Below are 26,627 nucleotides of genomic sequence, written 5' to 3' on the forward strand. Positions count from 1 at the left end.
TCATGAGTGATTTGAAAAATATACAATTTAGCCAATCTAGTGTAGATACCTACGATACATGTAGGCTTAAATTTAAGAAAATATATATTGATAATATAAAGTGGAGTAATGATAACCAAAATTTTGGTAGTGAGTTTCATCTGTTAGCACAGAGGTATTATATAGGAATAGATGAAGAATTGAATCAAGGGAGAGAGGATTATATACTTTTCAACAATTTGAAAAAGTTTTTAAAAAGAGAAAAAGATATGTATCCTGAGTATAATATAAAATACAAAGACGATGAAATATCACTATTAGCAAAAGTAGATCTTATAAAAATAGAAAAAGGAAAAATAACTATATATGATTGGAAAACTAATAAAAGTAAGTTTGATAGATCTAAGATGGAAAAATCATACCAAACTAAAATATATTTACATAATGTAGCTGAAAAATTTGATGTAAATCCTAAAAATATAAGCCTTATATATTATAATCCAAGGTTTGATAATTATATAAAAATAGATTATAGCGATACTGAACACAAATATAATAAGATAGAGATTAAAAACAAAATAGTTAGTATAATAAACGAGAAAAATTTTGATCAAAAAATAGGGAAGCACTGCTCGTTTTGTCAATTTAATTCTATTTGCAATCAGCAGTTTATAAGTGTAGATTGTCTATAATAGTGTCTATAAAATCTTTTATTATTCTAGCAGTTATACCCCATATGACATAGTTCTTATACTCATATATTAATGTATCGTATACACCTTCTTTAAATTTATAGTTTTTACCATTTGGTATCAATTCATAAGGAAAGTCATCGCAAGGACGTATTTGTATCTTATGTTTATAAGACTTAGGAGTTGTATTAATAAAAAAATCTAAAGGAACTAAAAATGTATGGTCTACTTCAGATTCATTTATATTAATATCGTTATAATCGTCTATTGTACCTAAAAATGGGTGTATAATCATATTAAACGGAGTTACAAGCATGTTTAAAGGTGTTATAACAGAAATATTATCTTCGCTTAATCCCAGTTCTTCGCATGTTTCTCTTATAGCTGTTTTTTTCAGAGTTATATCAGACGTATCGAATTTTCCTCCTGGAAATGAAATTTCTGATGGACTTGTATTTAAATGTTTTGATCGTACTTCAAATAAAAGGAAAAGGTCCGAATTTTTTTGAATTAAAGGAACTAAAACAGAGGCCTTTGCCAAGTTTTTATAGTCATTTATTTGAGGTTTGAAGCTGTAAAAGCTATCGGTAATTTTTTGTATCATAAAATTCTCCTTTAAATACTTATTTTTATAATCTATGTATGAATTTTGAAAAATTTACATTTAAAATATTCAGAATAAATACTTTTATATTTATGAATATATATTATAATTATAATATATATTTAATATATAGTGCTAATGAGTTGTGAAAAATTACATAAAAATAAATATGTAAAAGGATGATATATTATGAAAAAATTTAAGTATGCCTTATCGTTTTTTAGGAGAATAGGGATTGTATCTGATTTTTTAAAGGACAGCTGTGTTTCTAAATTAAAAAAACTAAAAGTCATTACGTTAATGGTATTTGGTTTCATATATTTTATATCTCCACTAGATTTAATTCCTGAGGTGGTATTAGGACTTGGTATTATTGATGATGGAGTTGTTATTCTTTATTTGCTTACAGAAATAAATAAGGAACTAGATGAATATGAATTAAAGTCAAAAAATATTAAGTACAGATATAATAGTGAATATGGTAATGTTATAGATAATATAGAGTACGATATAGAAGATAAAAGCTAAGACATTCTTAGCTTTTATTTTTTTTGATAATAAATATAATTTTGTATGTGTTGAAAAATACAGATTTGTAAGGGATAATACTTTGAACTTATGGATAACATTAATAAGTGAACTAAATTGATTTATTAAAGGTAAACACGAATATTTAAAAACATAAATCTAAAAATATTCACATTACATCGAAAGTATGATATAATTTTATAGAATAAACAAACGGGAGTGATTAAAGTGTATAAAATTACGGACGTTCTTATAAGTGAGGAAGAAATAGCAAAAAAAGTTTATGAACTTGCTAAAAATATAGAAAATGATTATAAAGATGAAGAAGTAGTATTTGTTGGAATATTAAAAGGTGCGTGTGTATTTATATCGGATATTATAAGAAAGATAAATTTAGATATACAATTGGATTTTATGGCTGTATCAAGCTATGGAATGTCTACTCAAAGTTCAGGGGTTGTAAGGATATTAAAAGATTTAGATAGCGATATAGAAGGTAAAAATGTAATTGTAGTAGAGGATATAATAGATACTGGTCTTACTCTTAGTTACTTGCGTGAAAATTTAATGGCCAGAAATGTAAAGTCATTAAAAATATGTACTTTACTTGATAAACCTGAAAGAAGAAAGTGTGATATACCAGTTGATTATGTAGGATTTAAAATACCTGATAAGTTCATCGTGGGATACGGAATAGATTGTGCAGAGAAATTTAGAAACTTACCTTATATAGGAATTGTTGAAAAAGTAGATTAAAAATACATGGATTAATATCCATGTGTTTTTTTTATAAATTTTTTCTATAATACAAATTTGAATATAGATATATTTTATATTTACTGGTTTTTATGACAAAATAAGTTAATATATATTAAGGAAAACGTTTATAAAACTTATTTTGGAGGAGATAATATGGCAGATTATACAAAAATGTGGGAAGAATTAAATATTGATATTGAAAAACACGATGGACTTTGCGAGGTTCTTCCGATGTTTTATGAAGATATATATCTTTCTCAAGACAATAGACCAGAAAATATGAATTATTACAACTTTGTAATATCTGAAGTTCATGGACTTAGAATAAAAGAACTTCAAGATTCAAAGAAGGAAGATAAAAAAGTTGTTGGATCTTTTTGTGTATTTGTTCCAGATGAGATAACATTGGCTTTAGATTGTGTGCCTGTAGGAATATGTTCTGGATCTCAATTTTGGGTTCCTGATGGTGAAAAAGTTATGCCAAGAAATACATGCCCTCTTATTAAAGCATCAATTGGTGCCAAGTTGAGTAGAACATGTCCATATTTCCAATCATGTGATATGGTAGTTGGAGAAACTACATGTGATGGAAAGAAGAAGGCATGGGAGATATTAGGCGAACATATGGATGTACACGTTATGGATTTACCACAGATGAAAAGAGAAAAAGATAAGCTTCATTGGATAGATGAAATGAATATATATAAAGATGTTTTAGAACAAAAAACTGGAAATGGACTTAGTTTTGAAAATTTAAAAGAGAAAATAGAGCTTGTAAATAAAAAGAGAGCAGTTTTAAAAAGATTATATGATCTTAGAAAATGTAGTCCAGTTCCTATAAGTGGAAAAGATGCTCTTTTAGTATCTCAAATTGCTTTTTATGATGATATAAATAGATTTATAGAACAGACTAATAATTTATGTGATGAGTTAGATGAGAGAGTAAAAAAAGATGAAGGTGTATTCGATAAGGATACTCCAAGAATTATGATAACAGGAACACCTATGTCTATACCAAATTGGAAGATGCATCACATAGTAGAGACAAGTGATGCAGTAGTAGTTTGTGAAGAAACTTGTACTGGAACTAGATATTTTGAAAATCAAGTTAGTGAAAATGCAAAAAGTATGGATGAACAATTTGAAAATTTAGCTAGTAGATATCTTGGAATAAACTGTGCATGCTTTACACCTAATGAAGGAAGAGTTGAGGATATATTAAGGTATGTAGATGAATATAAAGTAGATGCAGTTATATATAATTCACTACAATTCTGTTCTACATATTCAATTGAATATAAGAATATAGAAAGAGCATTAAAAGAAAAAGGAATACCTGTTATTATGATAGAAACTGATTATAGTGAAGAAGATACAGGTCAAATAAAAACAAGAGTGGAAGCTTTAGTTGAAATGGTTAAAGAAAAGAAAGGTGTTACAGCTTGATAAAGTATTATATTCTATTTGATTCTTATAATGATGGATTTTGTTTTGAAAAAGTTCTAAAACAAGACAAAGTAAAATATACAATAGTACCGACACCTAGAATTATAAGCAAATGTTGCGGAATGTCTATAATGTTAAAAGAAGAAGTATTATCTTGTGTACATAATTTGGTGAATAAAAATAAATTAAAGAATGAAGGTTTATATAGAGTAGATAAAGAAGTAAATAAATGTGAAAAATTATGGTAATTTAAGGAGTGCTTAAATTGTATACAATAGGAATAGATATTGGCTCAGTTGCTACTAAGATAGTTCTTATGAACGATAAAAAGATTGTTGAACACAAAGTATGTCCCAGTGGATGGAGTCCAAAGGAAACTTGTGAGAATTTAGTTGATGATATACTTTGTAATAATAATTTGAATAAAAAAGATATAAAAAGTATCGTAGCAACGGGGTATGGAAGGGTTGCACTGGATTTTGTTGATAAGAAAATAACTGAAATCACATGCCACGCTAAAGGCGCTAAATTTTTAAATGAAAAAACTAGTGCAATAATAGATATAGGAGGGCAAGATAGCAAGGCTATTGAATTGGATGATGACGGAAGGGTTCTAAATTTCATAATGAATGATAAGTGTGCAGCGGGTACTGGAAGGTTTTTAGAGGTGATATGTACTGCCATGGCTATAGATGTAAAGGAGTTATCTAACATAGCTTATAATGGCACTCCTGTGAAGATAAACAGTATGTGTACGGTGTTTGCTGAATCTGAAATTATAAGTTTGAAATCTAAGGGAGTTAAAAAAGAAGATATAGCAGCGGGTCTTGTTCATTCGGTAGTAGACAAAGTAAGTTCTCTTACGTCAAAAATTAACTTAAATGAAGAAGTGTTTTTTTCAGGTGGATTATGTACTAATGAATATCTAAAAGATGCACTTCAAACCAGATTAAACAAAAAAATAAATACTGATGATCGAGCTCAATTCACAGGTGCAATTGGAGCTGCTCTTTTAGGGTAATAAAATAAGGATAAGATTTAATCTTGTCCTTATTTTGTTTTTCGGGTATTATTTTAGAGTATAATTAAGTAGAGAGTTAATTGAGGAGGAAATTTGATTGATAGATAAAAAAGTAGTAGTAATTGGAGGAGGAGCAGCTGGGATGATTGCAGCCGCTATTGCTGGTGGCAGAGGTCTAGACGTTACTTTGATCGAAAAGAATAGTGTTATGGGAAAGAAGCTTTTAATAACAGGAAAAGGAAGATGTAATATAACTAATGACTGCGATGTTGAAGAGTTGATTGAAAATGTTCCTGTAAATGGAAAATTTTTATATAGTGCATTTTATACATTTACTAATATGGATGTTGTAGAATTATTTAATAAATTAGGTGTTAAAACAAAAGTTGAAAGAGGAAATAGAATATTTCCAGTCTCAGATAGATCTTCTGATGTAGTTGAAGCTCTTAAAAAATATATGAAACAAAACAATGTAAAGGTTTTAAAAGGAGAAGTTGATAAAGTAGAATCAGAGGATGGATACGTAAAAAATATAGTATTAAAAGATGGAAAATGTATAATGTGTGACAGTGTAATAGTTGCAACAGGAGGAGCATCTTATCCTCAAACTGGATCAACTGGAGATGGATATAAATTTGCAAGACAGAATGGACATAATATAAGTAAAATAAAGCCATCGTTAGTTCCACTTGAGACTAAGGAAAAATGGGTAAAAAACTTACAAGGACTAACGCTTAGAAATATATCTGTAAAAGTTTTGAATAAAAATAATAAAAAGGTATATGATGATTTTGGAGAACTTAATTTTAATAGTTATGGAATATCAGGTCCTGTTATATTATCTGCAAGTTGTTATATAAAAGATATGGATAAGAACGATTATAGAGTTATAATAGATTTAAAACCAGCTTTATCTAATGAAAAGCTCGATAACAGAATACAAAGAGATTTTGATAAGTATTCAACGAAAAATTTTGAAGAAGCTTTAAAGGCTCTACTTCCTCAAAAGATGATATCTACGATAATCGAATTAACAGAGATAGACCCTAACAAAATAGTAAATCAAATATCAAAACAAGAGCGTAAGAAATTAATCGATACCTTAAAGAATATGACTTTAAATATAAAAAAATATAGACCTATAAAAGACGCTATAGTTACATCTGGGGGAGTGAAAATAAACGAAATTAATCCAAGTACTATGGAGTCTAAATTAGTCAAAGGATTATACTTTGCGGGCGAAGTTATTGACGTAGATGCTTATACAGGGGGATTTAATTTGCAGATAGCTTTTTCTACAGGATATCTTGCTGGAATTAATTGTTAAAATAATATATTAAACTGAAAATTATAGATGTATAATAATAAGTATATATAGATAAGCTAAGGGGTGATTGTATGAGAGCAGAGATATTATGTGTTGGAACGGAAATACTACTAGGAGATATAGTTAATACTAATGCACAATTTTTAGCTAAAGAACTAGCTGATTTAGGTATTTGTGTTTATTATCAAACTGTTGTAGGTGATAATCCAGATAGATTGAAAGAAGCTCTAAAAATAGCTTTCTCAAGAGCGAACTTGGTTATTACAACTGGAGGATTAGGACCTACTAAGGATGATTTAACAAAAGAAGTGTGTGCTGAATTTTTTAATAAAGAGCTTGAAATGAATAAAGAGTCTATGGACTATATAAAAGAGTATTTTAAATCTCAAAATAAGGATATGGTTAAATCGAATGAGAAACAGGCTTGTTTTCCTAAAGATAGTATTATATTGAAAAATGATTGTGGAACAGCGCCGGGTTGTATAATGAAGGATGATGAGAAAACAGTTATACTGTTTCCTGGTCCTCCAAGAGAGATGAATTATATGTTTAAAAACTATGCAAAGCCATATCTTCAAAAGTATCAAAAGGATATAATAGAGTCTAAAACTTTAAGATTATGTGGAATGGGAGAAAGCTCTGTAGAGGAAAAAATAAAGGATTTAATTGAAGGTCAGACAAATCCAACGATAGCACCTTATGCAAAAAATGGAGAAGTAACTCTTAGAATTACAGCTAGAGCATCATCTAATGAAGAAGCTAAAAACTTGATTGAACCATTAAAAAATGAAATTTATTCAAGATTATCTTTATATGTTTATGGAGAAGATGATACTTGTCTTGAATTTGAAGTTGCTAAGATGATTATGGATAAAAACCTAACAATAGCTACCGCAGAGTCCTGTACAGGAGGACTTATAGCATCAAGACTTATAAACTATCCTGGAATATCTTCTGTCTTTAACGAGGGTATGGTTACTTATACAAACGAATCGAAGATGAAAAGACTTGGAGTAAAAAAAGAAACACTTGAAAAATATGGAGCTGTAAGCGAGCAAACTGCTACTGAGATGGCTATTGGAGTGGCGAAAAATACAGGATCTAATATAGGAATTTCTGTAACAGGAATAGCAGGTCCAGGTGGTGGAAGTGATCAAAAACCTGTTGGACTTGTATATATAGGAGTTTGTATAAATGGAGTTACAAAAGTTAAACAATTGAATTTAAAAGGAGATAGAAATAGAATACGAAATATAACTGCTATAAAAGCTTTAAACTTCTTGAGACTAGAGTGTTTGAATATGTAAAATAATATTCATAAGAAAAATTATATTTTTCCAAAAAATACTATACATGAAATTTGAAATTCTTCACATAATACTATCAAGCAACAAATAAAAAAATAAAGTGAGGGATTTAATATGACTAACAACAATAATAATAACAAAGCAGTTCCAGCAGCTAAGGCAGCATTAAATCAAATGAAGCTTGAGACAGCTAATGAATTAGGACTATCTAACTATGAAAATATGGATAAGGGAAACCTAACAGCTAGACAAAATGGTTATGTAGGTGGAACAATGACTAAGAAATTAGTTGAAATGGCTGAGCAACAAATGAGTGGAGGACAAACTAAATAATTAGTTTAACAAGTAAAAGCGAAGAATTAATTCTTCGCTTTTATTTTTATTAAAATATACAATCCTCTAGTATATCTAAATCTTTTATAAGTATAGTATTTCTATCAAAGTCGATTAATTCTTCTTCTCTCATTTTTATGAGTTCTCTAGATAAAGATGGCCTAGTTACAGCAAATTGCTCTGACATTTCTTGTCTTGAATATGGTATTTTTATCAATAGTTTTTTTTGTTTTGAATACTCATCTAAAAGGTAGCTTGCAATTTTTTCCCTTATAGTTTGATAAGATAGTGTTTTTACTTTTTTATTTAACATAAGTATTTTGTTCGATAAAAGGGACATAAAGTTTTTTAGTATGTCAGGATTTATTGTACAAATTTTCAAAATATCTTCTTTTGATATGAACATAATTTCTGAAGAAGTTATTGGAACTAAAGTTGCAGGATATGTATTCTTTTGAGAAAAAACTATAACTTCTCCAAATATATTTCCTGATGATAAAGTTGAAATCGTAAGAGTCTTACCAGATGGGTAGATCTTTTGAATTTCTACATTACCAGATATTAAAATACCTATGCTATTTAAAGGATCTCCCTCTATCGCTATTAATTCGTTTTTATTAAATGATTTCATTTTATAGTTGATGTTAGATAGAATATCATTTAAATTATCGTCTACTATATTTTTGAACAATACACTTGATTTTAAAATATTTTCTAAATTCAACATAATAGTCTCCTTAATTTTAAATTATGTACTAAATAATAATATAACCAAACTTAAAAATCAATATAGAATATTTTATAGTGTTTTAGTAAATAATAGAATTAAAATGATTTAAGGAGTGATTTAAATGGAACAGAATGTAAATTTCGAATCAGTTAAGGAACAATTTAAGCATGCTTCATTAGATGAACAAATAAGAATATACACAACTACGTCTGGCCTTACAGTTGAACAGTTTAAAGAATTACTTAAATACTTCCCTATACAACATCTAGATAAATTGGAAAAAGCTATGGCTTAAAATGAAAAAAACTATATATTATTTATGTGGAGGTTTAATATTTTTTCTTATACTTTTGATCAGCATTGAATTTTATTCTTTAAATTCCTTCTTTTACTTTATTCAATACGATAAGAATAACGTTTATCAAAATATTACATATTCAAAAGAAGATGTAAAAAATGTAACTTACAATTTGATAGACTATTTAAAGTATGATGTGGATTTGGATTACAAAGACATTTTTTCAGATAAAGAAAAAAGTCATATGAAGGATGTAAAGTATATATTTCAAAAAGGATTTTTGATAAAAAGATTATCCATAATAGTTATTTGTATAATAATTTATATGGGTAGAAAAGATATGAATAATATGCTAAAGAGCTTTAATAAAAGCATTCTAAGCACATGTGTTGTCTTTACACTATTATGTTCTATAATATCTTTAAATTATTATAAGTATTTCACTGTGTTTCACAAAATATTTTTTAATAATGACAACTGGCTATTAAGTCCAAAAGAGAGTATAATAATAAATTTATTGCCACTTGAATTTTTTAAAAGCATAAGTATATATATTTTTATGACTATCTTGATTGTAAGTTGTATTGTGATATCTATTAACTTCTTTTTAATTAAAAGAAAAAAGCTAGAGCCAAAGCTCTAGTTTTTTTATTATAAAGATTTAAGTTTAGTGATTGTATGAAATAAGTAAATTTATGTGCTTAATCCAAAATAAATGGGATCAAAATACCGATAATGTGTTAAAAATTTTTAATAAAACTAAGCATTACATCTTATTGAATATCCTGAAAGTTCTAAACTCCCTAACAGTCAGACAACGGACTTTCTTAACGGATATTCAAACGATGTAATACAAGTTTTATATGAAAATATTTAAATCATTCTCTAACATTTTAATCCCATTTATTTTTTTAGTGTGGTTTTTAAATTTTGGCTATGTTTAAACATAATATTGATAGTATGCTACAAATATAAGGACAAGGGTTTATCTTGCTTTTATTGGATAAGTCTTTTTTAGAATAGGAAATAGTAGAGTTAGTAAAGTCGTTAAAGGATTTCTATAATATAGTAAACTATATTTCTTTAAATGATAATCTTATAAGAACAGTTGATTGATTATCTTTTAAAATCTCCCTAGTTACTTCTGAATCAATTGGAACTCCCAATGGAAGATTACCAGATATACTGGATTCAGAATTAGCATAATAAATATATATTTCTGTACCAAGTGTCAACTTTGTATTATTAGTAAGAGCAGCCTTTGAATATTTGCTTAAATCTTCTTTTACTTCATAACTACCACTCATAGTAGCACTTTTATCAGCTAGAATATATCTTATTTGGTTACTTTTTAAGTTTATACCTAGTGTCTTAATATCGCTTTCAATACTAATATCGTCATGCATAATACTTGTGATTGAATCTTCTTTTACTTTTTTACCATTTTCATAAACTTCGTAAATTAATGAAAACTCATATTTTTTATCATTTGGGATATTTTTTAATTTATACATCAATATTCGATTTCCAGTAAGATTAAATAAATATTCCTCTTTATCAGATAGTGATTCGTATACTAATTCCGTATCAATATTTTTAATGTTTTGACATCCTATAAAAGTTGTACAGCACATTAGAGTTAAAAATAATACTAATATTTTTTTCATAACAATCCCCCGACTTAAGCATTTAATGAACACTATAATTTAGTTGTTCGTTGTTTCTTATTCAATTATACATAAATATTTCAAATAATTCTATTTAATACAGAAATTGTTATACTTAAAAACTCAAATCGCTTATGTCATATAAGATAAAAGTTAAGATACTTAGTTGCCACTCCATGAAATTTGAAAGACCATTCTCTATGTCTAATATGATACCAATTAACGTGCTGCACGTGATATAAAACTTCTTTTTTCTTATCACGTTTAATTTTAATATGATTTAATCCTAATTCTTTTATGAATCTTATATAACTTTTATGCGAATCACTGCACAGGATTGAGTTTTTAGATATGCTTGATAAAACTAATTTTTTATCTTCGTAACTCATTTTTCTATTAGTAAACTTCTTTTCTTAATAAAGAGGTAAGATTAAATTTTATAATATAGTGCCTAATATTAAAACTTTCTATGAAAATGTTAGGGAATACTTTTGAAAATTTTGACTAATATAACTTAGATTTTATCGCTTAATAATCCGTTAATAAATTTGCGTGTTTGACCGTAGGAAGTTCGTAAATTTTAGGGTTGTTAATAAGATAAAGTCTTAGTTATATTTAAAATATTGTTGTATTATCGGTATTTTCATAGAAAGTTTTTGATAACCCACATATAACCCAAAAAGTATGTATTTAAAATCTTTAAAATAAATATTTTTATTTTAGAGCGAATTTTATGACTTTCAATTGATAAATAGTATAAAAATTTTATAAATGGAAAGAATAAAATAAAAAACAAGAGGTGATTTTATGCTCAACAACTTTGTGGGATTAATATATAAGGAATTGATAAAAGGAAAAATAAAAGACTTAAAAAAAGTAAACAAATACAGCATTAAGAGAAAAGATGATATAGACATTATAAAAAAAATAGATAGTTTACTCGCTAAAATAGCTAAATACATCTTGAATATATTTATATTCTTAATTATGGTAAAAATAAATATATATATTAGCACTGTAGCTTTAATAGGATTTGTATTTTACAAAAAAATTATAAATGATAGATTCAAGGAGAATATGAAAAACAGAACATGCTCTTTAAAAAAGCTATTTGATGAAGTGGTAAAAGAAAATTCAAAATTAAAAATAAAAACAATAATGGTTATGTTTATACTTATGCAGTTTTCAGATTATACAAAACTTTATATTGGTATAATTGTAACTCTTTTAGTATTTACTATAAATGATATATATAGTAACATAAAAAATATAAACGAAAATACTTTTCAAGGAAGACTTTCTAAATAGCTTAAAGTGAAGTTTGCTTGAAGTGGGGGACAAATTATGAAAAATGATAGAGATAGAGTATATAATATATTAGAAATATCTAAATTAGTTACTGCATCTATGAACTTTTTTGAAATAAAGGATGAGATTGTATCTAAAATGTTAAATGTGATACATCCTAGAAAGGCTTGTATAAACTTATTTTATAAAAATAATTATAAATACTCATACTTAGTGTGTTCTGCTACTTTAGATTATATACCTGAACTATTTTCAAGTGGAGATTCAGAAACAATTAAAATAGATTTTAATGAGTATCCTAAATATATCCATGAAGCTGTATTTGAAAAGAAAATAGTTTGGGTAAAAAATATATTTGAAGATGATAGAGCGATAATGGAAAGGGATATGGCTGCAAAAGAAGGATACACAGGAAGAATAGTATTTCCTCTTATAGCCAATAATAATGTAATCGGATTTATAACTTGTTATATAACAGAAGATGATGATTTAACACAAGAAGATATAAATTTTATATCTTCTGTTTCTTCGTTAATAAGCCTTTCTATAGAAATAACAAAGGAAAATTATAAAATAGATACATTAATAAAAAAATTAAGAGGGGCTATAAACTATATAAGTAAGGCAACTCAAGAATTATACGCAAACAGGTCGATAGATAACTTCCTTTCTTTAATTAGTAGGCAAATGTGTAAGCTTACATCTAGTGAAAGCTCAATAGTAATACTTAATGATAATAACAATAAAACACAGACGTTTAATCAATACGGAAATGAAAATATAAATATACACAAGGCACTAGGCTATGTTATAAAGGATGATATAGATAAGAATGGAAAGTACTACAATCCAAAGGATTTAAAAAAATATATAGATGATGATAATATAAAGTCTTTAATATACTTTAAATTAAAGGTAGCAAATGAAGCTGTAGGATATATAGCAGCTGTAAATAGCAAAAAATACACTGATGATGATATTAAGATACTTAGTATATTTTCATCTCAAACAGTGCTTGCTATTCAAATGTATAATAATTCTAAGAAAGTATTTGAGCATGAGTTATTAGAAAAAGAGCTTGAAATTGTGTCAAAACAACAAAAACTTATGATGAGTGATACACAAATTAAATTTTCTGATTCAAAAGAAATAGTATTTTTTCATGAGCCATCAAAATATATAGGTGGAGATTTTTGTAAAATAATAAAAATAGATGAAAGCAAGGTATGCATATTTATAGCAGATGTTATGGGCCATGGCATAATGTCTAATTATTTTGTAGCGATGATAAAAGGAGTGCTTCAAACTCTAGTATATGAAAAAGAATCGGCTGGGAGCATACTGACAAAAATGAATCATATATTATATGATGATTTTGATAAGGTTAATGCATTTGCTACAGCTAGAATTGGAATATTTGATTCTAAAACTGGAAAATCAGTAATATCAAATGCTGGTCATCACTATTCTATAGGAATCAAAAAAGATAAAGAAATAGTTGTGGATGATCTTGATTTTGATAAAGGGATGCCGATAGGTGTATTAAAAGATATGTCATATAATGAATATGAATACAATATAAACGAGTATGAACTTGTATGTATATACACTGATGGTATAATAGAAGCATCTAATGAATCTGGAGAAGAATTCGGGTTAGACATATTGAAAGAGCTAATAAAAAATAATTATACTAATACTACTTCAAATATATATTATAAACTTAAAAAAGAGCTGGAAATATTTACGGGAAAAGATAGTTTAGAAGATGACTTGCTAATACTGTTTGTAAAAAACAAAGTAGATTAATAAATTGGGGGGATATAGATGTCATTTTTAGTTATAAATGCAAGTCCAAGAAAAGGGAAAAACTGCTCTATTATAGCCGATTATATAGCGGATATACTTTATGACAACAATATCAAATATGAAATGATAAATATATGGGATATGACCATAGAGTACTGTAATGCATGTGGGTATTGTGATAAGACAGGGGTTTGTCACAAAACTGATGATATGAGCCAGATGTACAAAAAATTTGATGAATCTGATGGAACAATACTTATATCTCCTGTTTACTTTGACAGTGTTCCCGCAAAACTTAAAAGTCTAATAGATAGAACTCAAGCTTTTTTCGCAAGTAAATATATATTAAAAAGACCATCTATAGATAGAAGTAAAAAAAGGTTTGGGATGTTTATACATGTAGGAGGAAGTAAGCCTTATGAAACTCAATTTATGGGAGGTCAAATAACAGTCGACTTTTTATTTAAGTGTATAAATACAAAATTAATTCATAATTATTATATATCTAATACTGATGATTTAGATTTAAAAAGCAGAGATTTATATAGAGAAGATATAAAAAGATTAATCATAGATTTAAAGAACAAGGGCTAGTTATAACTAGCCCTTGTTTGAGGAAAGGGGAAGAAATATGCTTAGATACTTAACTAGTGGAGAATCTCATGGAAAAGCCTTGATAACTATAATAGAAGGCATTCCGTCTAATCTAAATATAGACGTTGATAATATAAATAGAGAATTATCAAGAAGACAACAAGGATATGGTAGAGGAGATCGAATGAAGATAGAAAAGGATAAAGTAAATATTTTATCTGGAATGAGAGGTAGTAATACTATAGGAAGTCCTATAGCTATTGAAATAAAAAATACGGATTATGAAAACTGGAAAGAATATATGAACCCAGTTGAAGAAATAGATAAAGAAACTAAGATGGTTTCAAAAGTAAGACCTGGACATGCTGATATGGTTGGCAGTTTAAAGTATGATTTTGAAGATGTTAGAAATGTTTTGGAAAGAGCAAGTGCCAGAGAAACAGCATCAAGAGTTGCAGTAGGGGCTATTTGTAAGGAGTTTTTATCAAAATTTGATATAGATTTTACATCTCATGTAATACAAATAGGAAAACATAAAATAAATAAACATTTTGAATTTGATTACATAAAAAAAGAATCTAATATATCTGAGGTAAGATGTGTAGATAAAGAGTATGAAGAACTATTCATAGATGAAATAAAAAAAGCGAAAGAAGAAGGAGATAGTTTAGGTGGTATATTCGAGGTTAGGATAAAAAATGTTATTCCTGGACTTGGATCTTACGTTCATTATGATAAAAAGCTTGATTCTCAGTTAAGTGCTCATATTATGTCTATACAAGCTATAAAAGGAGTAGAGTTCGGAATTGGGTTTGAAATGGCAGGCTTAAAGGGATCTGAAGTTCATGATGAAATATACTACTCAAAAGAAACAGGAATATATAGAAATACTAATAGATTAGGTGGTATAGAAGGTGGAATGAGTACTGGTGAGGAAATAGTAATTAGAGGTGTTATGAAGCCTATACCTACTTTATATAAGCCGCTTAATAGTATAGATATAAATAATCTTGAAAATTATAAGGCATCAATAGAAAGGTCAGATAACTGTGCTTTACCTGCTGCTTGTGTTGTAGCTGAAAATGTATGTGCGTTTGTCATTGCAAAGTTCTTTATGGAAAAGTTTGGGCAAGACAATATGAATGATATAATTAAAAGCTATCAAAATTATTTAGAGAGGTTGTCTGATAGAGGATGGAAAATGGATACAAAGTCTATATAAAAAAAGATTTTAGTGAAATAGGTATAAAAAAGGATTATGATAAAGTTTTAATTATAACAGATGAAAATGTAAAAAGATTATATATTGATGATTTTATACGAACTTTAGATTTGAAAAATATTATATACTACACTATAAATCCAGGGGAAAATTCGAAAAGTATAAAGGTATATGAAGAGGCATTTAAGTTTTGTATAGAGAATGGAATGAGCAGAAAATCATTGATCATAGCACTCGGGGGAGGTGTTGTGGGAGACTTAAGTGGGTTTATAGCATCTACTTATATGAGAGGAATAGATCTTATACATTGTCCTACAACATTATTATCACAGGTTGATAGCTCTATTGGAGGTAAGACTGGAATAAATTTAGGCAACTATAAAAATGTTATAGGTAGCTTTTATAGACCTGAGTATATATATATGAATATTAATACACTTAAAACATTAAATAGTAATGAATTCTTAAGTGGACTTTCAGAAGTTATTAAGTACGCACTTATATGCGATTATAAGTTTTTGGATTATCTTCTAAAAAATAGAAATAAGATATTAAATTTAGAATATGAATGTTTAATATATATAGTACAAAAATGTTCGAATATAAAAATTGATATTGTTAAAAAAGATGAAAAAGAGTCTGGTATTAGAAAAATATTAAACTTAGGACATACATTCGGCCACGGATTAGAAAAGCTAGGTGGATTTAGCCATGGCTTTGCTGTTGCGATTGGAACTCACATGGCATTTAGATTATCTTATAAAAAAGGATATATAGATAAAGCTTATTACGATAAAGTGTTGAATATTTATAAGGCCTATGGTATACCTATAACTTTTGATGATATAAATTCTGCTGATATACTAGATGTAATGAAAAAAGATAAGAAGAATAGTTTTTTAAAAATAAATTTAGTACTACCAACTGGACATTCAGCTCTTGATGTAGTAGATAATATAGATGAAAAAGAGATGCTTTATGTAATAGAGGAGGTAAAAAATGAGTTTTAACAGTTTAAAATTAAAAGGGAAAGTAGATATACCAGGAGATAAATCTATATCACATAGGGCTATAATGTTATCGTCAATAGCTAATGGAAAGAATATAGTTAGAAATTTTTTGAGTGGAGAAGATTGTTTGAGCACTATAGAGTGTTTTAAAAAAATGGGGATACAAGTAGAAAAATGCAGAAAAAATGAAATGGTTATACATGGAATGGGACTTAAAGGTCTTAAAAAACCAACCCAAAATTTAGATGTAGGAAATTCAGGAACTACAATAAGACTTATTATGGGTATATTATCTGGTCAAAACTTCGAGTCAACTTTAATAGGTGATAATTCCATAGCTAAAAGACCTATGAAAAGAGTAACAGATCCATTAAGACTTATGGGGGCTAAGATATCTGGTAAAGAAGATGCTAATTTTACACCTATAACTATAGATGGAGGAAACTTAAAAGGAATAGATTATAAAATGCCTATAGCTTCAGCCCAGGTTAAGTCATCTATGATACTTGCATCTTTATACGCAAATTCCCCTACTAAGATAATAGAAAAGAACAAAAGTCGAAATCACACAGAGATTATGTTAAAGTCTTTTGGAGCAGACATAGATGTGAGTGGCAATGAGATTTATGTAAAGCCTGCTCAACATTTATACTCTGAAGATATATATGTTCCAGGGGACATTTCATCTGCTGCGTTTTTTATTGCTGGAGCTAGTATATTGGATGGGTCTGAGCTATTAATAAAAAACGTGGGTCTTAATGAAACGAGAACTGGAATTTTAGATGTATTAAAAGATATGGGTGGAAATTTTGAAATATTAAATAAGAAATATGTTTGTGGAGAATTGATGGGAGATATATTAGTTAAGCATTCTAATTTGAATTCTACAACAATAGATTCTAAGTTAATACCAAGACTTATAGACGAAATACCTATAATAGCTGTTATGGCAACACAGGCAGAAGGAACAACTATTATAAAAGATGCGAAGGAACTTAAGGTTAAAGAGTCGAATAGAATAAGTAGTGTTGTTTCTAATCTTAAGAAAATGGGAGCAGATATTGAAGAATTGGATGATGGTATGATTATAGAAGGTCCGACAAAATTAAAAGGGTGTAATGTAGAGAGTTTTTCAGATCATAGAATAGCCATGTCATTTTCAATAGCTTCACTGTTGGCGTCTGGAAATACAAATATAGACAATACAAACTGTGTGGACATATCCTTTCCTCGTTTTTATGATATATTAAAAGAAATAACCTATTAAAAATTTGATTTTTTACATTAAAGAAAGTATAATATTCCTTGAAAAAATAATTTAGGAGGTTGGTGTAATGAAATTACCTATAGCATTATCAAATAGACATATACATTTAGGACAAAAAGATATAGAGGTATTATTTGGGGAAGGAGCTGAATTAACTCACTTTAAAGACCTTTCTCAACCAGGACAATGTGCATGTCAAGAAAAAGTAGACGTAATAGGACCAAAAGGAGAAATTAAAGGAGTTAGAGTATTAGGACCTGCAAGAGGAGAAACTCAACTTGAGATATCTTTAAGTGATGGATTCAAATTAGGAGTAAAAGCACCTATAAAGGATTCAGGAGATCTTGAAGGAACTCCAGGAGTAAAAATCGTAGGACCAAAAGGTGAAGTAGAACTTGAAAGAGGAGTTATAGTAGCTTCAAGACATATACATATGCATACTGATGACGCTGAAAAGTTCAATGTAACGGATAATCAAAAAGTTAAGATAAGAACTTCAGGAGGAAGAGCAGTTGTATTTGAAAACGTATTAGTAAGAGTAAGTCCAAAGTTTGCGCTTGAAATGCACGTTGATGTAGAAGAGGGAAACGCAGCTGGAGTTAGAAATGGAGATTTAGTAGAATTAATTAATGAATAAAAAAAATATATTTAAGCATAATAAAAAAGTAGTCTTTTAATAAGACTACTTTTTTATTATTTTAGCAAATTTATAGTTATGAAAAAATGCTTAATAAATGAGTATAATTATACAAAGGTAAAAAATTTAAATTTCAAATATATTTAAAATTGAATTATACCTATAAAAAGTTTGAAATTACTGAAAATTAGAAAAAAATAAAATTTATTAACAAAATTATACTGTATTGACTTGATTTTAATAAAAATATGAACTATTATGTAATTAAAGAAATTAAATTTTATAAAAATACAGAAAGTTTAATCATGTGATTTTTATTTGTTTTTTTAAATCATATGGCGATTGACAGGATGTATATTGTATACTATACTCAAAGTAAGAAAATTAAAAAATGAGGAGGATTTACTATCATGGCAAAGCAAATGAAAACTATGGATGGTAATACTGCTGCTGCATATGTATCATATGCGTTTACTGATGTTGCAGCTATTTACCCAATTACACCATCATCTCCTATGGCAGAGCATGTTGATGAATGGTCAGCTAATGGAATGAAGAATATATTTGATCAAAGAGTACAAGTTGTAGAACTTCAATCTGAGGGAGGAGCATCAGGTGCGGTTCATGGATCATTAGCAGCTGGAGCTTTAACTACAACATTTACAGCTTCTCAAGGACTTCTTTTAATGATACCAAATATGTACAAAATAGCAGGAGAGCTTCTTCCGGGAGTATTCCATGTAAGTGCTCGTGCAGTAGCAAGTCACGCGCTTTCTATATTTGGAGATCACTCAGATGTAATGGCAGCAAGACAAACTGGATTTGCTTTCTTAGCATCAGGTTCAGTTCAAGAAGTTATAGATCTTGGAGGAGTTGCTCACTTAGCATCTATCAAGTCTAGAGTACCATTTGTACATTTCTTTGATGGATTCAGAACTTCTCACGAAATTCAAAAAGTTGAGCTTATAGATCATGAAGATTTTGCAAGACTTGTAGATAAAGATGCTGTTAAAGAATTCAGAAACAGAGCTTTAAATCCAGAGCATCCTGTAACTAGAGGTACAGCACAAAACCCAGATATCTTCTTCCAAGCAAGAGAAGCATCTAATACATATTATGAAAAAGTACCTGGAATAGTTGCTGAATACATGAAAGAAATAAGTGAAATAACTGGTAGAGAGTACAAGCCATTTAACTACTACGGAGCTGAAGATGCAGAAAACGTAATCATAGCAATGGGTTCTGTAACAGATACAATAGAAGAAACTATAGACTACTTAGCATCAAAAGGTGAAAAAGTAGGACTAGTAAAAGTTCGTCTATACAGACCGTTCTCAGCTGAGTACTTCTTCGATGTTCTTCCAAAATCAGTTAAGAAAATAGCTGTACTTGATAGAACAAAAGAGCCAGGAGCATTAGGAGAGCCTTTATATCAAGACGTTCGTACTTTATTCTACGGAAAAGAAAATGCACCTATAATAGTTGGTGGACGTTACGGACTTGGTTCAAAAGATACTACACCTTCTCAAATTAAGGCTGTATACGACAACTTAAAGAAAGAAGAAATTAAAAACAACTTCACTTTAGGAATTATAGATGATGTAACTAATACATCTTTAGAAGTAAAAGAAGAAATAAACACAGCTCCAGAAGGAACTATAAGATGTAAGTTCTGGGGACTTGGTTCAGACGGTACTGTTGGAGCTAACAAGAGTGCTATAAAAATCATAGGAGATAAAACTGATCTTTACGCTCAAGGATACTTCTCTTATGACTCTAAAAAGTCTGGTGGTATAACTATATCTCACTTAAGATTTGGTAAACAACCTATAAAATCTACTTACTTAATAAACGAAGCAGATTTTATAGCATGTCACAACCAATCTTACGTAGATCAATATGATCTATTAAAAGGACTTAAAAAAGGCGGATCTTTCGTTCTTAACTGTAAGTGGGGAATGGAAGAACTTGAAGAAAAATTACCAGCTTCAATGAAGAAATATATAGCTGATAATCAAATCAATTTCTATACAATAAATGCTACTGATATAGCATCTGAAATAGGACTTGGAAACAGAATAAACATGATAATGCAATCTGCATTTTTCAAGTTAGCTGAAGTTATTGAATTAGACAAAGCTGTTGAATACTTAAAGGATTCTATAGTTAAGTCTTACGGTAAAAAAGGTGAAAAAGTAGTTAACATGAACTACGCAGCTGTAGATAAGGGATTAGATGCTCTTGTTAAAGTAGAAGTTCCTGCTTCTTGGTCAAGTGCTGTACAATCAGAAGTTGCAATAGGCGAATCTAAAGATGTTCCAGAATTCGTAGAAAAAATATTAAATCCAATCAATAGACAAGAGGGAGATTCTCTTCCAGTAAGTACTTTTGTTGGCGCTGAAGATGGAACATTCGAAAATGGATCTGCTGCATATGAAAAGCGTGGAATAGCTGTTAATGTACCAGAATGGCAAATAGATAACTGTATTCAATGTAACCAATGTTCATTTGTATGTCCTCACGCTACAATAAGACCAGTATTACTAAATGAAGAAGAAGTTAATAATGCGCCAGAAGGATTCAAAACTAAGAAAGCTGTAGGTAAGGGTCTTGAAGGTCTTCAATATAAAATTCAGGTAAGTACTATGGACTGTACTGGATGTGGAAATTGTGCTGATATTTGTCCATCTAAGGAAAAAGCATTAATAATGAAGCCTCTTGAAACACAAACAGAAGTAGAAGTTCCAAACTGGGATTACTCTTTAACAGTATCACCAAAAGAAGATTTAGTAAGTCCAAACAACGTTAAGGGAAGTCAATTCAAGCAACCACTTCTTGAGTTCTCAGGAGCTTGTGCTGGTTGTGGAGAAACTCCTTACGCTAAGGTTGTAACTCAATTATTCGGAGATAGAATGATAATAGCTAATGCAACAGGTTGTTCATCAATTTGGGGAGGATCAGCTCCATCTACTCCATACTGTACAAACCATGAAGGTAAAGGACCAGCTTGGGCTAACTCATTATTTGAAGACAATGCTGAATATGGATTTGGTATGGCAGTAGCTGTTAAGCAAATGAGAAATAAATTAACTGATTTAATGAACAAAATAGTAGAACTTAACATAGATGATGAATACAAAGCAGTATTTACTGAATGGTTAAATTCTCAAGAAGATGCGGAGCTTTCTAAAGCATCAAGCGCTAAAGTTCTTGAATTATTAAAATCAAACAATATAGCAGATGAAAAAGCTAAAGAAATATTAGCTGAAATTGAAGATAAGAAAGATTACCTAATCAAGAAATCTATGTGGATCGTAGGAGGAGACGGTTGGGCTTATGACATCGGTTATGGTGGACTTGACCATGTCCTAGCTTCAGGCGAAAATGTAAATGTTCTTGTATTCGATACAGAGATTTACTCAAATACTGGAGGACAATCTTCAAAAGCTACTCCAACAGGAGCAGTTGCTAAATTTGCAGCTTCTGGTAAGAAAGTTAAGAAGAAGGATCTTGGTATGATCGCTGCAACATACGGATACGTATACGTAGCTCAAGTTGCTATGGGAGCAGATAAGAACCAATTTATGAAAGCTTTAATAGAAGCTGAGAAGTATGATGGACCATCTCTAATTATAGCTTATGCTCCATGTATAAGTCATGGTATTAAAGAAGGAATGGGACGTAGCCAATATAACACTAAGCAAGCAGTTGACTGTGGATACTGGCATTTATACAGATACAACCCAACATTAACAGAAGAAGGAAAGAATCCATTTACACTAGATTCTAAAGAGCCAACAGCAAGCTTTAGAGATTTCATACTAGGACAAGTAAGATATACATCTTTACAAAAGGCTTTCCCTGAAATAGCTGACGAGTTATTTGTTAAAGCTGAAGAAGATTCTAAGCAAAGATATGAAACTTACAAGAGAATGGCTGGCCAAGCTTAATAAACAATAAAAAGAAGAGAAGCGAAAGCTTCTCTTTTTTTATACATTAAAAAATTATTCGTTAAATATATATTTACTATTGACATTTATGGGGAAAATAACGAAAATAGTATATTAAATACACAATTAAGTTGTTATGTATAAAAGGGGGGATAATATGAATAGTAATATGAAAAGTATTATAGAGATGGCTACTGGAAGAAAAAAAGCAGAATTAGTACTTAAAAACTGTAAAGTTGTGAATGTATTTTCACATGAAATCATAGAAGCTGATATTGCTATAGCATATGGGAAAATAGTAGGTGTTGGAAGTTATAGCGGAGAAAAAGAAATAGATATAAAAGGGAAATACGTATCTCCAGGACTTATAGATGGGCACATACATATAGAATCATCTATGGTATCTCCTGTTCAGTTTGCAAGAGCAATAGTACCAAGAGGAACTACTACTATAATTGCAGACCCTCATGAAATAGCAAATGTATGTGGTATAAAAGGGATAGAATATATGCTAAATAAAACTCAAAATATACCTTTAAATGTGTATATAATGCTTCCATCTTGTGTACCTGCCACACCTTTTGAAAATTCAGGAGCTATACTTGAAGCTGAGGTCCTAAAGGAATTAATAGATAATCCAAGAGTATTAGGACTTGGAGAATTGATGAACTATCCCGGTGTTATAAACGGTGATGATAGCGTTATAAAAAAGGTGAATTTAGCTAATGAATACGGGAAAATAATAGATGGACATGGTCCCGAAATATCTGGAAAAGATTTGAATGCATATGTAGTATCGGGAGTTAAAACCGAGCATGAATGTTCAACCGTTGAGGAAATGATGGAGAGAATAAGACTTGGTATGTATATAGCTATAAGACAAGGATCAGCTGCCAAAAACTTATTATCATTAGTAAAGGGTATAACTGTTGATAATATGAGAAGATGTATATTGTGTGCAGATGATAGACACCCAGAGGATTTATTGAATGAAGGTCATATAGATAATAGCGTAAGGATAGCTATAAAAAATGGAATAGACCCTATATCAGCTATAAAGATGGCGAGTATAAATACTGCTGAATGCTATAATCTTGAAAAATTAGGAGCAATAGCACCGGGATATTATGCTGATTTAATAGTTATTGATGATTTAGAAGAATTTAATGTAGTCAAAGTATTTAAAAATGGAAAGTTAGTATCAAAAGATAAGACACCTCTATTTAATGCAAATGAGTACAATGGTTATGATGTAAAAGATACTGTAAATATAAAAGGTGTAAGAAAAGAAGATTTAAATATAAATATGAAAACGAATAAAGCGAATATTATAGGAGTAATAGATCATAGTATATTGACTAAAAAGCTAGTTAAAAATGTAAATGTTGAATATGGATTATTCAAAAGTACAAAAGAAGATGATGTGCTTAAAATAGCAGTGGTTGAAAGACATAATGCAACTGGAAATATAGGACTTGGATTGGTTGAAAATTTTGGCTTAAAAGGTGGAGCAATAGCATCAACGGTAGCCCATGATTCTCATAATATAGTTGTTATAGGAGATAATGATGATGATATGTTAATGGCTATAAATGAAGTTAGTAGAGTAGGCGGGGGTATAACTATATGCTCAAATTCAAAGGTTTTAAAAACACTTGAGCTTCCAATAGCAGGACTTATGTCTGATTTAAGTATTGAAAGAGTCAGTGAAATATTATCTGAGATGCTTGAAATATCTTATGAGCAGTTGCATGTAAATAAGAATATAGAACCTTTTATGACTCTTGCATTCTTGGCACTGCCTGTTATTCCTGAAATAAAGATTACTGATAAGGGATTATTCGATGTTACTAAATTTGATTTTATAGATATAAATGCGGATTAAAGTAACATAAATGGGAACTATACTTAATAATTGTAGATAGAAGAGGAGCCTGTAATTGCACAGGTTCTTCTTTTTGAGCAACCGTTTTTATTTTCATATACATCTTTTTAGATGCTGTGGGTTTAAATGTTAGGGTGGATTATGATAGGTGTTATGTATTGATTCAAAATTATAGAAAATTTTTGTTATATACAAATTTTTCAAAATGGTATATATTTTGTGTATAATATTTATATGGAAAAGTTTAGATGGCTTCAGGCGAGCTATGTATATTATGTTTATTATTGGATGTTTGGTTCTATGCTAGTTCATTAAAATAGGTACAATAGGGGGGTTGTTATGGGGATTTTAACCAGTATTTATTCTAGATTATTTAAATATATTGAAGCTACGGCTGAAATGATTGATTTTGATATTTATATTGTCGATAATAAACTATTAAGAATAATTGGAACAGGTATATATAGTAAAATGTTAGGTATAGTACTGCATAAAAATACATCTAATGGTTGGGTTTTAAAAAACATGAAACCTCTTTTTATGTTTAATCCTCTAGAAAATGAGATATGTGAAGAATGTCCAATGAAAAAATCGGAAAATTGTGGGAAAGAATATTCCATACATATGCCGATTATCTCAAATGGAAAATGCTTAGGCGTAGTGACAATATCTTCGACTTATGAGGATGCATCTAAAAAACGAATTGTTAGAGAAAAAGATAAGTTACTTCAATTTATTGCTGTTACTGCTGAAGCGATTGCTGAATTCGTAGAAAATGAAATCAAACTTGCCAATTATGAAAAATTATTATCCTTTTCGGAAGAAGCAATAATAATAACGGATAAAGAAGGTAATATTATTCGAATGACCGATGTTGTTAAGAAAAATTTTCAAAATTTCCATAACATATATGATTTGATTTCCAAGAGTAAAGTATCTTATGGAGATGATTTTCAAAAGAGTACCTTTAAAATAAATAACAGTCTATGTGTCAATAGAGTTAAAGTTAATTTAAATGGAAATGATTACAACCAAATATTCTTTCTTCAAATGGAAAATAAAAATAAGAATGAGGAGAATAATGGCTTTATTGATAAAGAAATATTTTTAGGTAAAATTATAGGGAAAAGTGAAACCATAGAGGAATTAAGGAAAGTAGTGCTCCATGTTGCAAAATACAATTCAAATTGTTTGATTTTAGGAGAAAGTGGAACGGGAAAAGAAATGTTTGCAAAATTAATTCATAATATAAGTGATAGAAGAGATAATCCGTTTATACCTATAAACTGTGCTGCCATTCCTGATCATTTAATAGAAAGTGAAATATTTGGATATGAAGCAGGTGCCTTTACAGGTGCAAGCAAAAAAGGAAAGAAAGGTTTGTTTGAGGTAGCTAATAATGGAACGATCTTTTTAGACGAAATTGGAGACATGCCCATCTATTTGCAACCCAAGCTGTTAAGAGTTCTTGAAACAGGAAAGATAACAAGAATTGGAGGCACAAAAGAAATACAATTAGATGTAAGATTTGTTGCCGCTACAAATAAAAATTTATCTGAGAAAATGAAAAATGGCCAGTTTCGAGATGACTTATATTATAGATTATGTGTGATTCCTTTAAATCTACCAGCTTTACGGGAAAGAACAGAGGATATTATTGAACTTACAAGATATTTTATTGATAAATATAATAATAAATTTAACAAGAATATAAAAAATATAGAGAATAGAGTAAAAAAAAATCTATTAATTTATGATTGGCCTGGAAATGTTAGAGAACTTGAGAATGTAATTGAATATGCAATAACTATGGAGAAGACGGATACTTTAACGGCAAGTAGTTTACCATTAAATATAAATTATAATAGTAATATTGGTTTTGATAGTGCTCAGGAAATTTCGATTAATGATTTTAAAAAGCAGAATATAGCTAATCTTATTGAAAAATATGGAAATACAGTAAAATCAAAGACTATAATATCTAAGGAATTAGGAATAAGTCTGTCCACTTTATATAGATATCTTAAAAAATATGAATTTTGATTTTGCATATTATGCTTGGATAGAGCTGTCTTCAGTGCATAGTTTAATTTTACAAGAATCTTTTTTAAGTGCCTCAATTTTGATAGAACGCTGGCTTAAAAAGTTCAATATTATTTATATTTCTTAAAATGATAAAGATTTCTCATTTGTATAAATGTCTAAATTTTAATAGAAATAGCCACAATAAAACTCGATTGTCAGAATGACTTAT

24 protein-coding genes are annotated in these 26,627 nt (G+C 29.0%); 21 read left to right on the forward strand and 3 right to left on the reverse strand.

Annotated features, from left to right (window positions below):
* Positions 1-2 precede the first annotated feature (2 nt).
* Positions 3-671, forward strand: a complete 669-nt coding sequence (locus M2214_RS04530; RefSeq protein WP_248483246.1) for a PD-(D/E)XK nuclease family protein — start codon at positions 3-5, stop codon at positions 669-671.
* Here M2214_RS04530 and M2214_RS04535 read toward each other — a convergent pair.
* Positions 649-1,275 carry an NUDIX hydrolase gene (locus tag M2214_RS04535; protein WP_248483248.1) on the reverse strand — a complete coding sequence of 209 codons (627 nt, stop codon included), beginning with the start codon at positions 1,273-1,275 and terminating at the stop codon, positions 649-651. The two genes, M2214_RS04530 and M2214_RS04535, sit on opposite strands and share 23 nt — an antisense overlap.
* 189 nt (positions 1,276-1,464) lie before the next feature.
* On the opposite strand from M2214_RS04535, the gene M2214_RS04540 reads away from it, so the two are divergent.
* The 8 genes from M2214_RS04540 to M2214_RS04575 all read left to right on the forward strand — a co-directional run bounded on the left by M2214_RS04540 (position 1,465) and on the right by M2214_RS04575 (position 7,996).
* The gene (locus tag M2214_RS04540) at positions 1,465-1,803 is read left to right on the forward strand and encodes a YkvA family protein (RefSeq protein ID WP_248483250.1); all 339 of its coding nucleotides are present in this window, start codon (positions 1,465-1,467) and stop codon (positions 1,801-1,803) included.
* 228 nt (positions 1,804-2,031) lie between these two features.
* Positions 2,032-2,559 (forward strand): hypoxanthine phosphoribosyltransferase, encoded by a 528-nt coding sequence (gene hpt, locus M2214_RS04545; RefSeq protein WP_248483253.1) that lies wholly within the window; start codon positions 2,032-2,034, stop codon positions 2,557-2,559.
* Positions 2,560-2,715: 156 nt separating this feature from the next.
* Entirely contained in the window at positions 2,716-4,008 is a 1,293-nt protein-coding gene (locus M2214_RS04550; protein ID WP_248483255.1) for a double-cubane-cluster-containing anaerobic reductase, read from the forward strand.
* Entirely contained in the window at positions 4,005-4,256 is a 252-nt protein-coding gene (locus M2214_RS04555) for a DUF3343 domain-containing protein (RefSeq protein WP_248483257.1), read from the forward strand. Before M2214_RS04550 ends, M2214_RS04555 begins: the two co-directional genes overlap by 4 nt.
* Before the next feature lie 8 nt (positions 4,257-4,264).
* A complete protein-coding gene (locus M2214_RS04560; protein WP_248483259.1) occupies positions 4,265-5,029 on the forward strand; it encodes an acyl-CoA dehydratase activase in 765 nt (254 codons plus the stop codon).
* Between the two features lie 97 nt (positions 5,030-5,126).
* Positions 5,127-6,356, forward strand: coding sequence for a BaiN/RdsA family NAD(P)/FAD-dependent oxidoreductase (locus M2214_RS04565; protein WP_330651548.1), 1,230 nt, complete (start codon positions 5,127-5,129; stop codon positions 6,354-6,356).
* Positions 6,357-6,427: 71 nt separating this feature from the next.
* On the forward strand, positions 6,428-7,663 hold the full coding sequence (locus tag M2214_RS04570) for a competence/damage-inducible protein A (RefSeq protein WP_248483261.1): 1,236 nt from the start codon (positions 6,428-6,430) through the stop codon (positions 7,661-7,663).
* A 114-nt stretch (positions 7,664-7,777) separates the two neighbouring features.
* Positions 7,778-7,996: an alpha/beta-type small acid-soluble spore protein gene (locus tag M2214_RS04575; protein ID WP_248483263.1), complete on the forward strand. Its 219-nt coding sequence runs from the start codon at positions 7,778-7,780 to the stop codon at positions 7,994-7,996.
* 49 nt (positions 7,997-8,045) lie between these two features.
* Here M2214_RS04575 and M2214_RS04580 read toward each other — a convergent pair whose 3' ends face one another.
* Complete coding sequence (locus M2214_RS04580; RefSeq protein WP_248483265.1) at positions 8,046-8,723, reverse strand: Crp/Fnr family transcriptional regulator; 678 nt, start codon at positions 8,721-8,723, stop codon at positions 8,046-8,048.
* Positions 8,724-8,847: 124 nt separating this feature from the next.
* On the opposite strand from M2214_RS04580, the gene M2214_RS04585 reads away from it, so the two are divergent.
* Both M2214_RS04585 and M2214_RS04590 read left to right on the forward strand, forming a co-directional pair.
* A complete protein-coding gene (locus M2214_RS04585) occupies positions 8,848-9,021 on the forward strand; it encodes a hypothetical protein (protein ID WP_248483267.1) in 174 nt (57 codons plus the stop codon).
* 1 nt (position 9,022) lies between these two features.
* Positions 9,023-9,667, forward strand: a complete 645-nt coding sequence (locus M2214_RS04590) for a TIGR01906 family membrane protein (RefSeq protein WP_256466703.1) — start codon at positions 9,023-9,025, stop codon at positions 9,665-9,667.
* Between the two features lie 430 nt (positions 9,668-10,097).
* On the opposite strand, the gene M2214_RS04595 is transcribed toward M2214_RS04590, so the two are convergent.
* A complete protein-coding gene (locus tag M2214_RS04595; RefSeq protein WP_248483271.1) occupies positions 10,098-10,691 on the reverse strand; it encodes a hypothetical protein in 594 nt (197 codons plus the stop codon).
* An 807-nt stretch (positions 10,692-11,498) separates the two neighbouring features.
* Here M2214_RS04595 and M2214_RS04600 point away from each other — a divergent pair.
* From M2214_RS04600 to M2214_RS04645, 10 genes are all read left to right on the forward strand, one after another.
* Positions 11,499-11,999: a hypothetical protein gene (locus M2214_RS04600; protein WP_248483273.1), complete on the forward strand. Its 501-nt coding sequence runs from the start codon at positions 11,499-11,501 to the stop codon at positions 11,997-11,999.
* Between the two features lie 36 nt (positions 12,000-12,035).
* Entirely contained in the window at positions 12,036-13,808 is a 1,773-nt protein-coding gene (locus M2214_RS04605) for a GAF domain-containing SpoIIE family protein phosphatase (protein WP_248483275.1), read from the forward strand.
* Positions 13,809-13,826: 18 nt separating this feature from the next.
* Positions 13,827-14,402 carry a flavodoxin family protein gene (locus M2214_RS04610; protein WP_248483277.1) on the forward strand — a complete coding sequence of 192 codons (576 nt, stop codon included), beginning with the start codon at positions 13,827-13,829 and terminating at the stop codon, positions 14,400-14,402.
* A gap of 37 nt (positions 14,403-14,439) precedes the next feature.
* Positions 14,440-15,624: a chorismate synthase gene (aroC, locus tag M2214_RS04615; protein WP_248483279.1), complete on the forward strand. Its 1,185-nt coding sequence runs from the start codon at positions 14,440-14,442 to the stop codon at positions 15,622-15,624.
* The gene (gene aroB, locus M2214_RS04620; protein ID WP_248483282.1) at positions 15,597-16,634 is read left to right on the forward strand and encodes a 3-dehydroquinate synthase; all 1,038 of its coding nucleotides are present in this window, start codon (positions 15,597-15,599) and stop codon (positions 16,632-16,634) included. Before aroC ends, aroB begins: the two co-directional genes overlap by 28 nt.
* Entirely contained in the window at positions 16,624-17,901 is a 1,278-nt protein-coding gene (aroA, locus tag M2214_RS04625; protein WP_248483284.1) for a 3-phosphoshikimate 1-carboxyvinyltransferase, read from the forward strand. The genes aroB and aroA overlap by 11 nt, the downstream gene beginning before the upstream one ends.
* A gap of 67 nt (positions 17,902-17,968) precedes the next feature.
* The gene (pduL, locus tag M2214_RS04630; protein WP_248483286.1) at positions 17,969-18,538 is read left to right on the forward strand and encodes a phosphate propanoyltransferase; all 570 of its coding nucleotides are present in this window, start codon (positions 17,969-17,971) and stop codon (positions 18,536-18,538) included.
* A gap of 410 nt (positions 18,539-18,948) precedes the next feature.
* Positions 18,949-22,488: a pyruvate:ferredoxin (flavodoxin) oxidoreductase gene (gene nifJ / locus M2214_RS04635; RefSeq protein ID WP_248483288.1), complete on the forward strand. Its 3,540-nt coding sequence runs from the start codon at positions 18,949-18,951 to the stop codon at positions 22,486-22,488.
* A gap of 157 nt (positions 22,489-22,645) precedes the next feature.
* A complete protein-coding gene (gene ade / locus M2214_RS04640) occupies positions 22,646-24,373 on the forward strand; it encodes an adenine deaminase (RefSeq protein WP_248483290.1) in 1,728 nt (575 codons plus the stop codon).
* 339 nt (positions 24,374-24,712) lie between these two features.
* Complete coding sequence (locus M2214_RS04645) at positions 24,713-26,416, forward strand: sigma-54 interaction domain-containing protein (protein WP_248483292.1); 1,704 nt, start codon at positions 24,713-24,715, stop codon at positions 26,414-26,416.
* Positions 26,417-26,627: the final 211 nt, after the last annotated feature.

Source organism: Tepidibacter aestuarii (genome assembly GCF_934924865.1).
Classification (GTDB): domain Bacteria; phylum Bacillota; class Clostridia; order Peptostreptococcales; family Peptostreptococcaceae; genus Tepidibacter_A; species Tepidibacter_A aestuarii.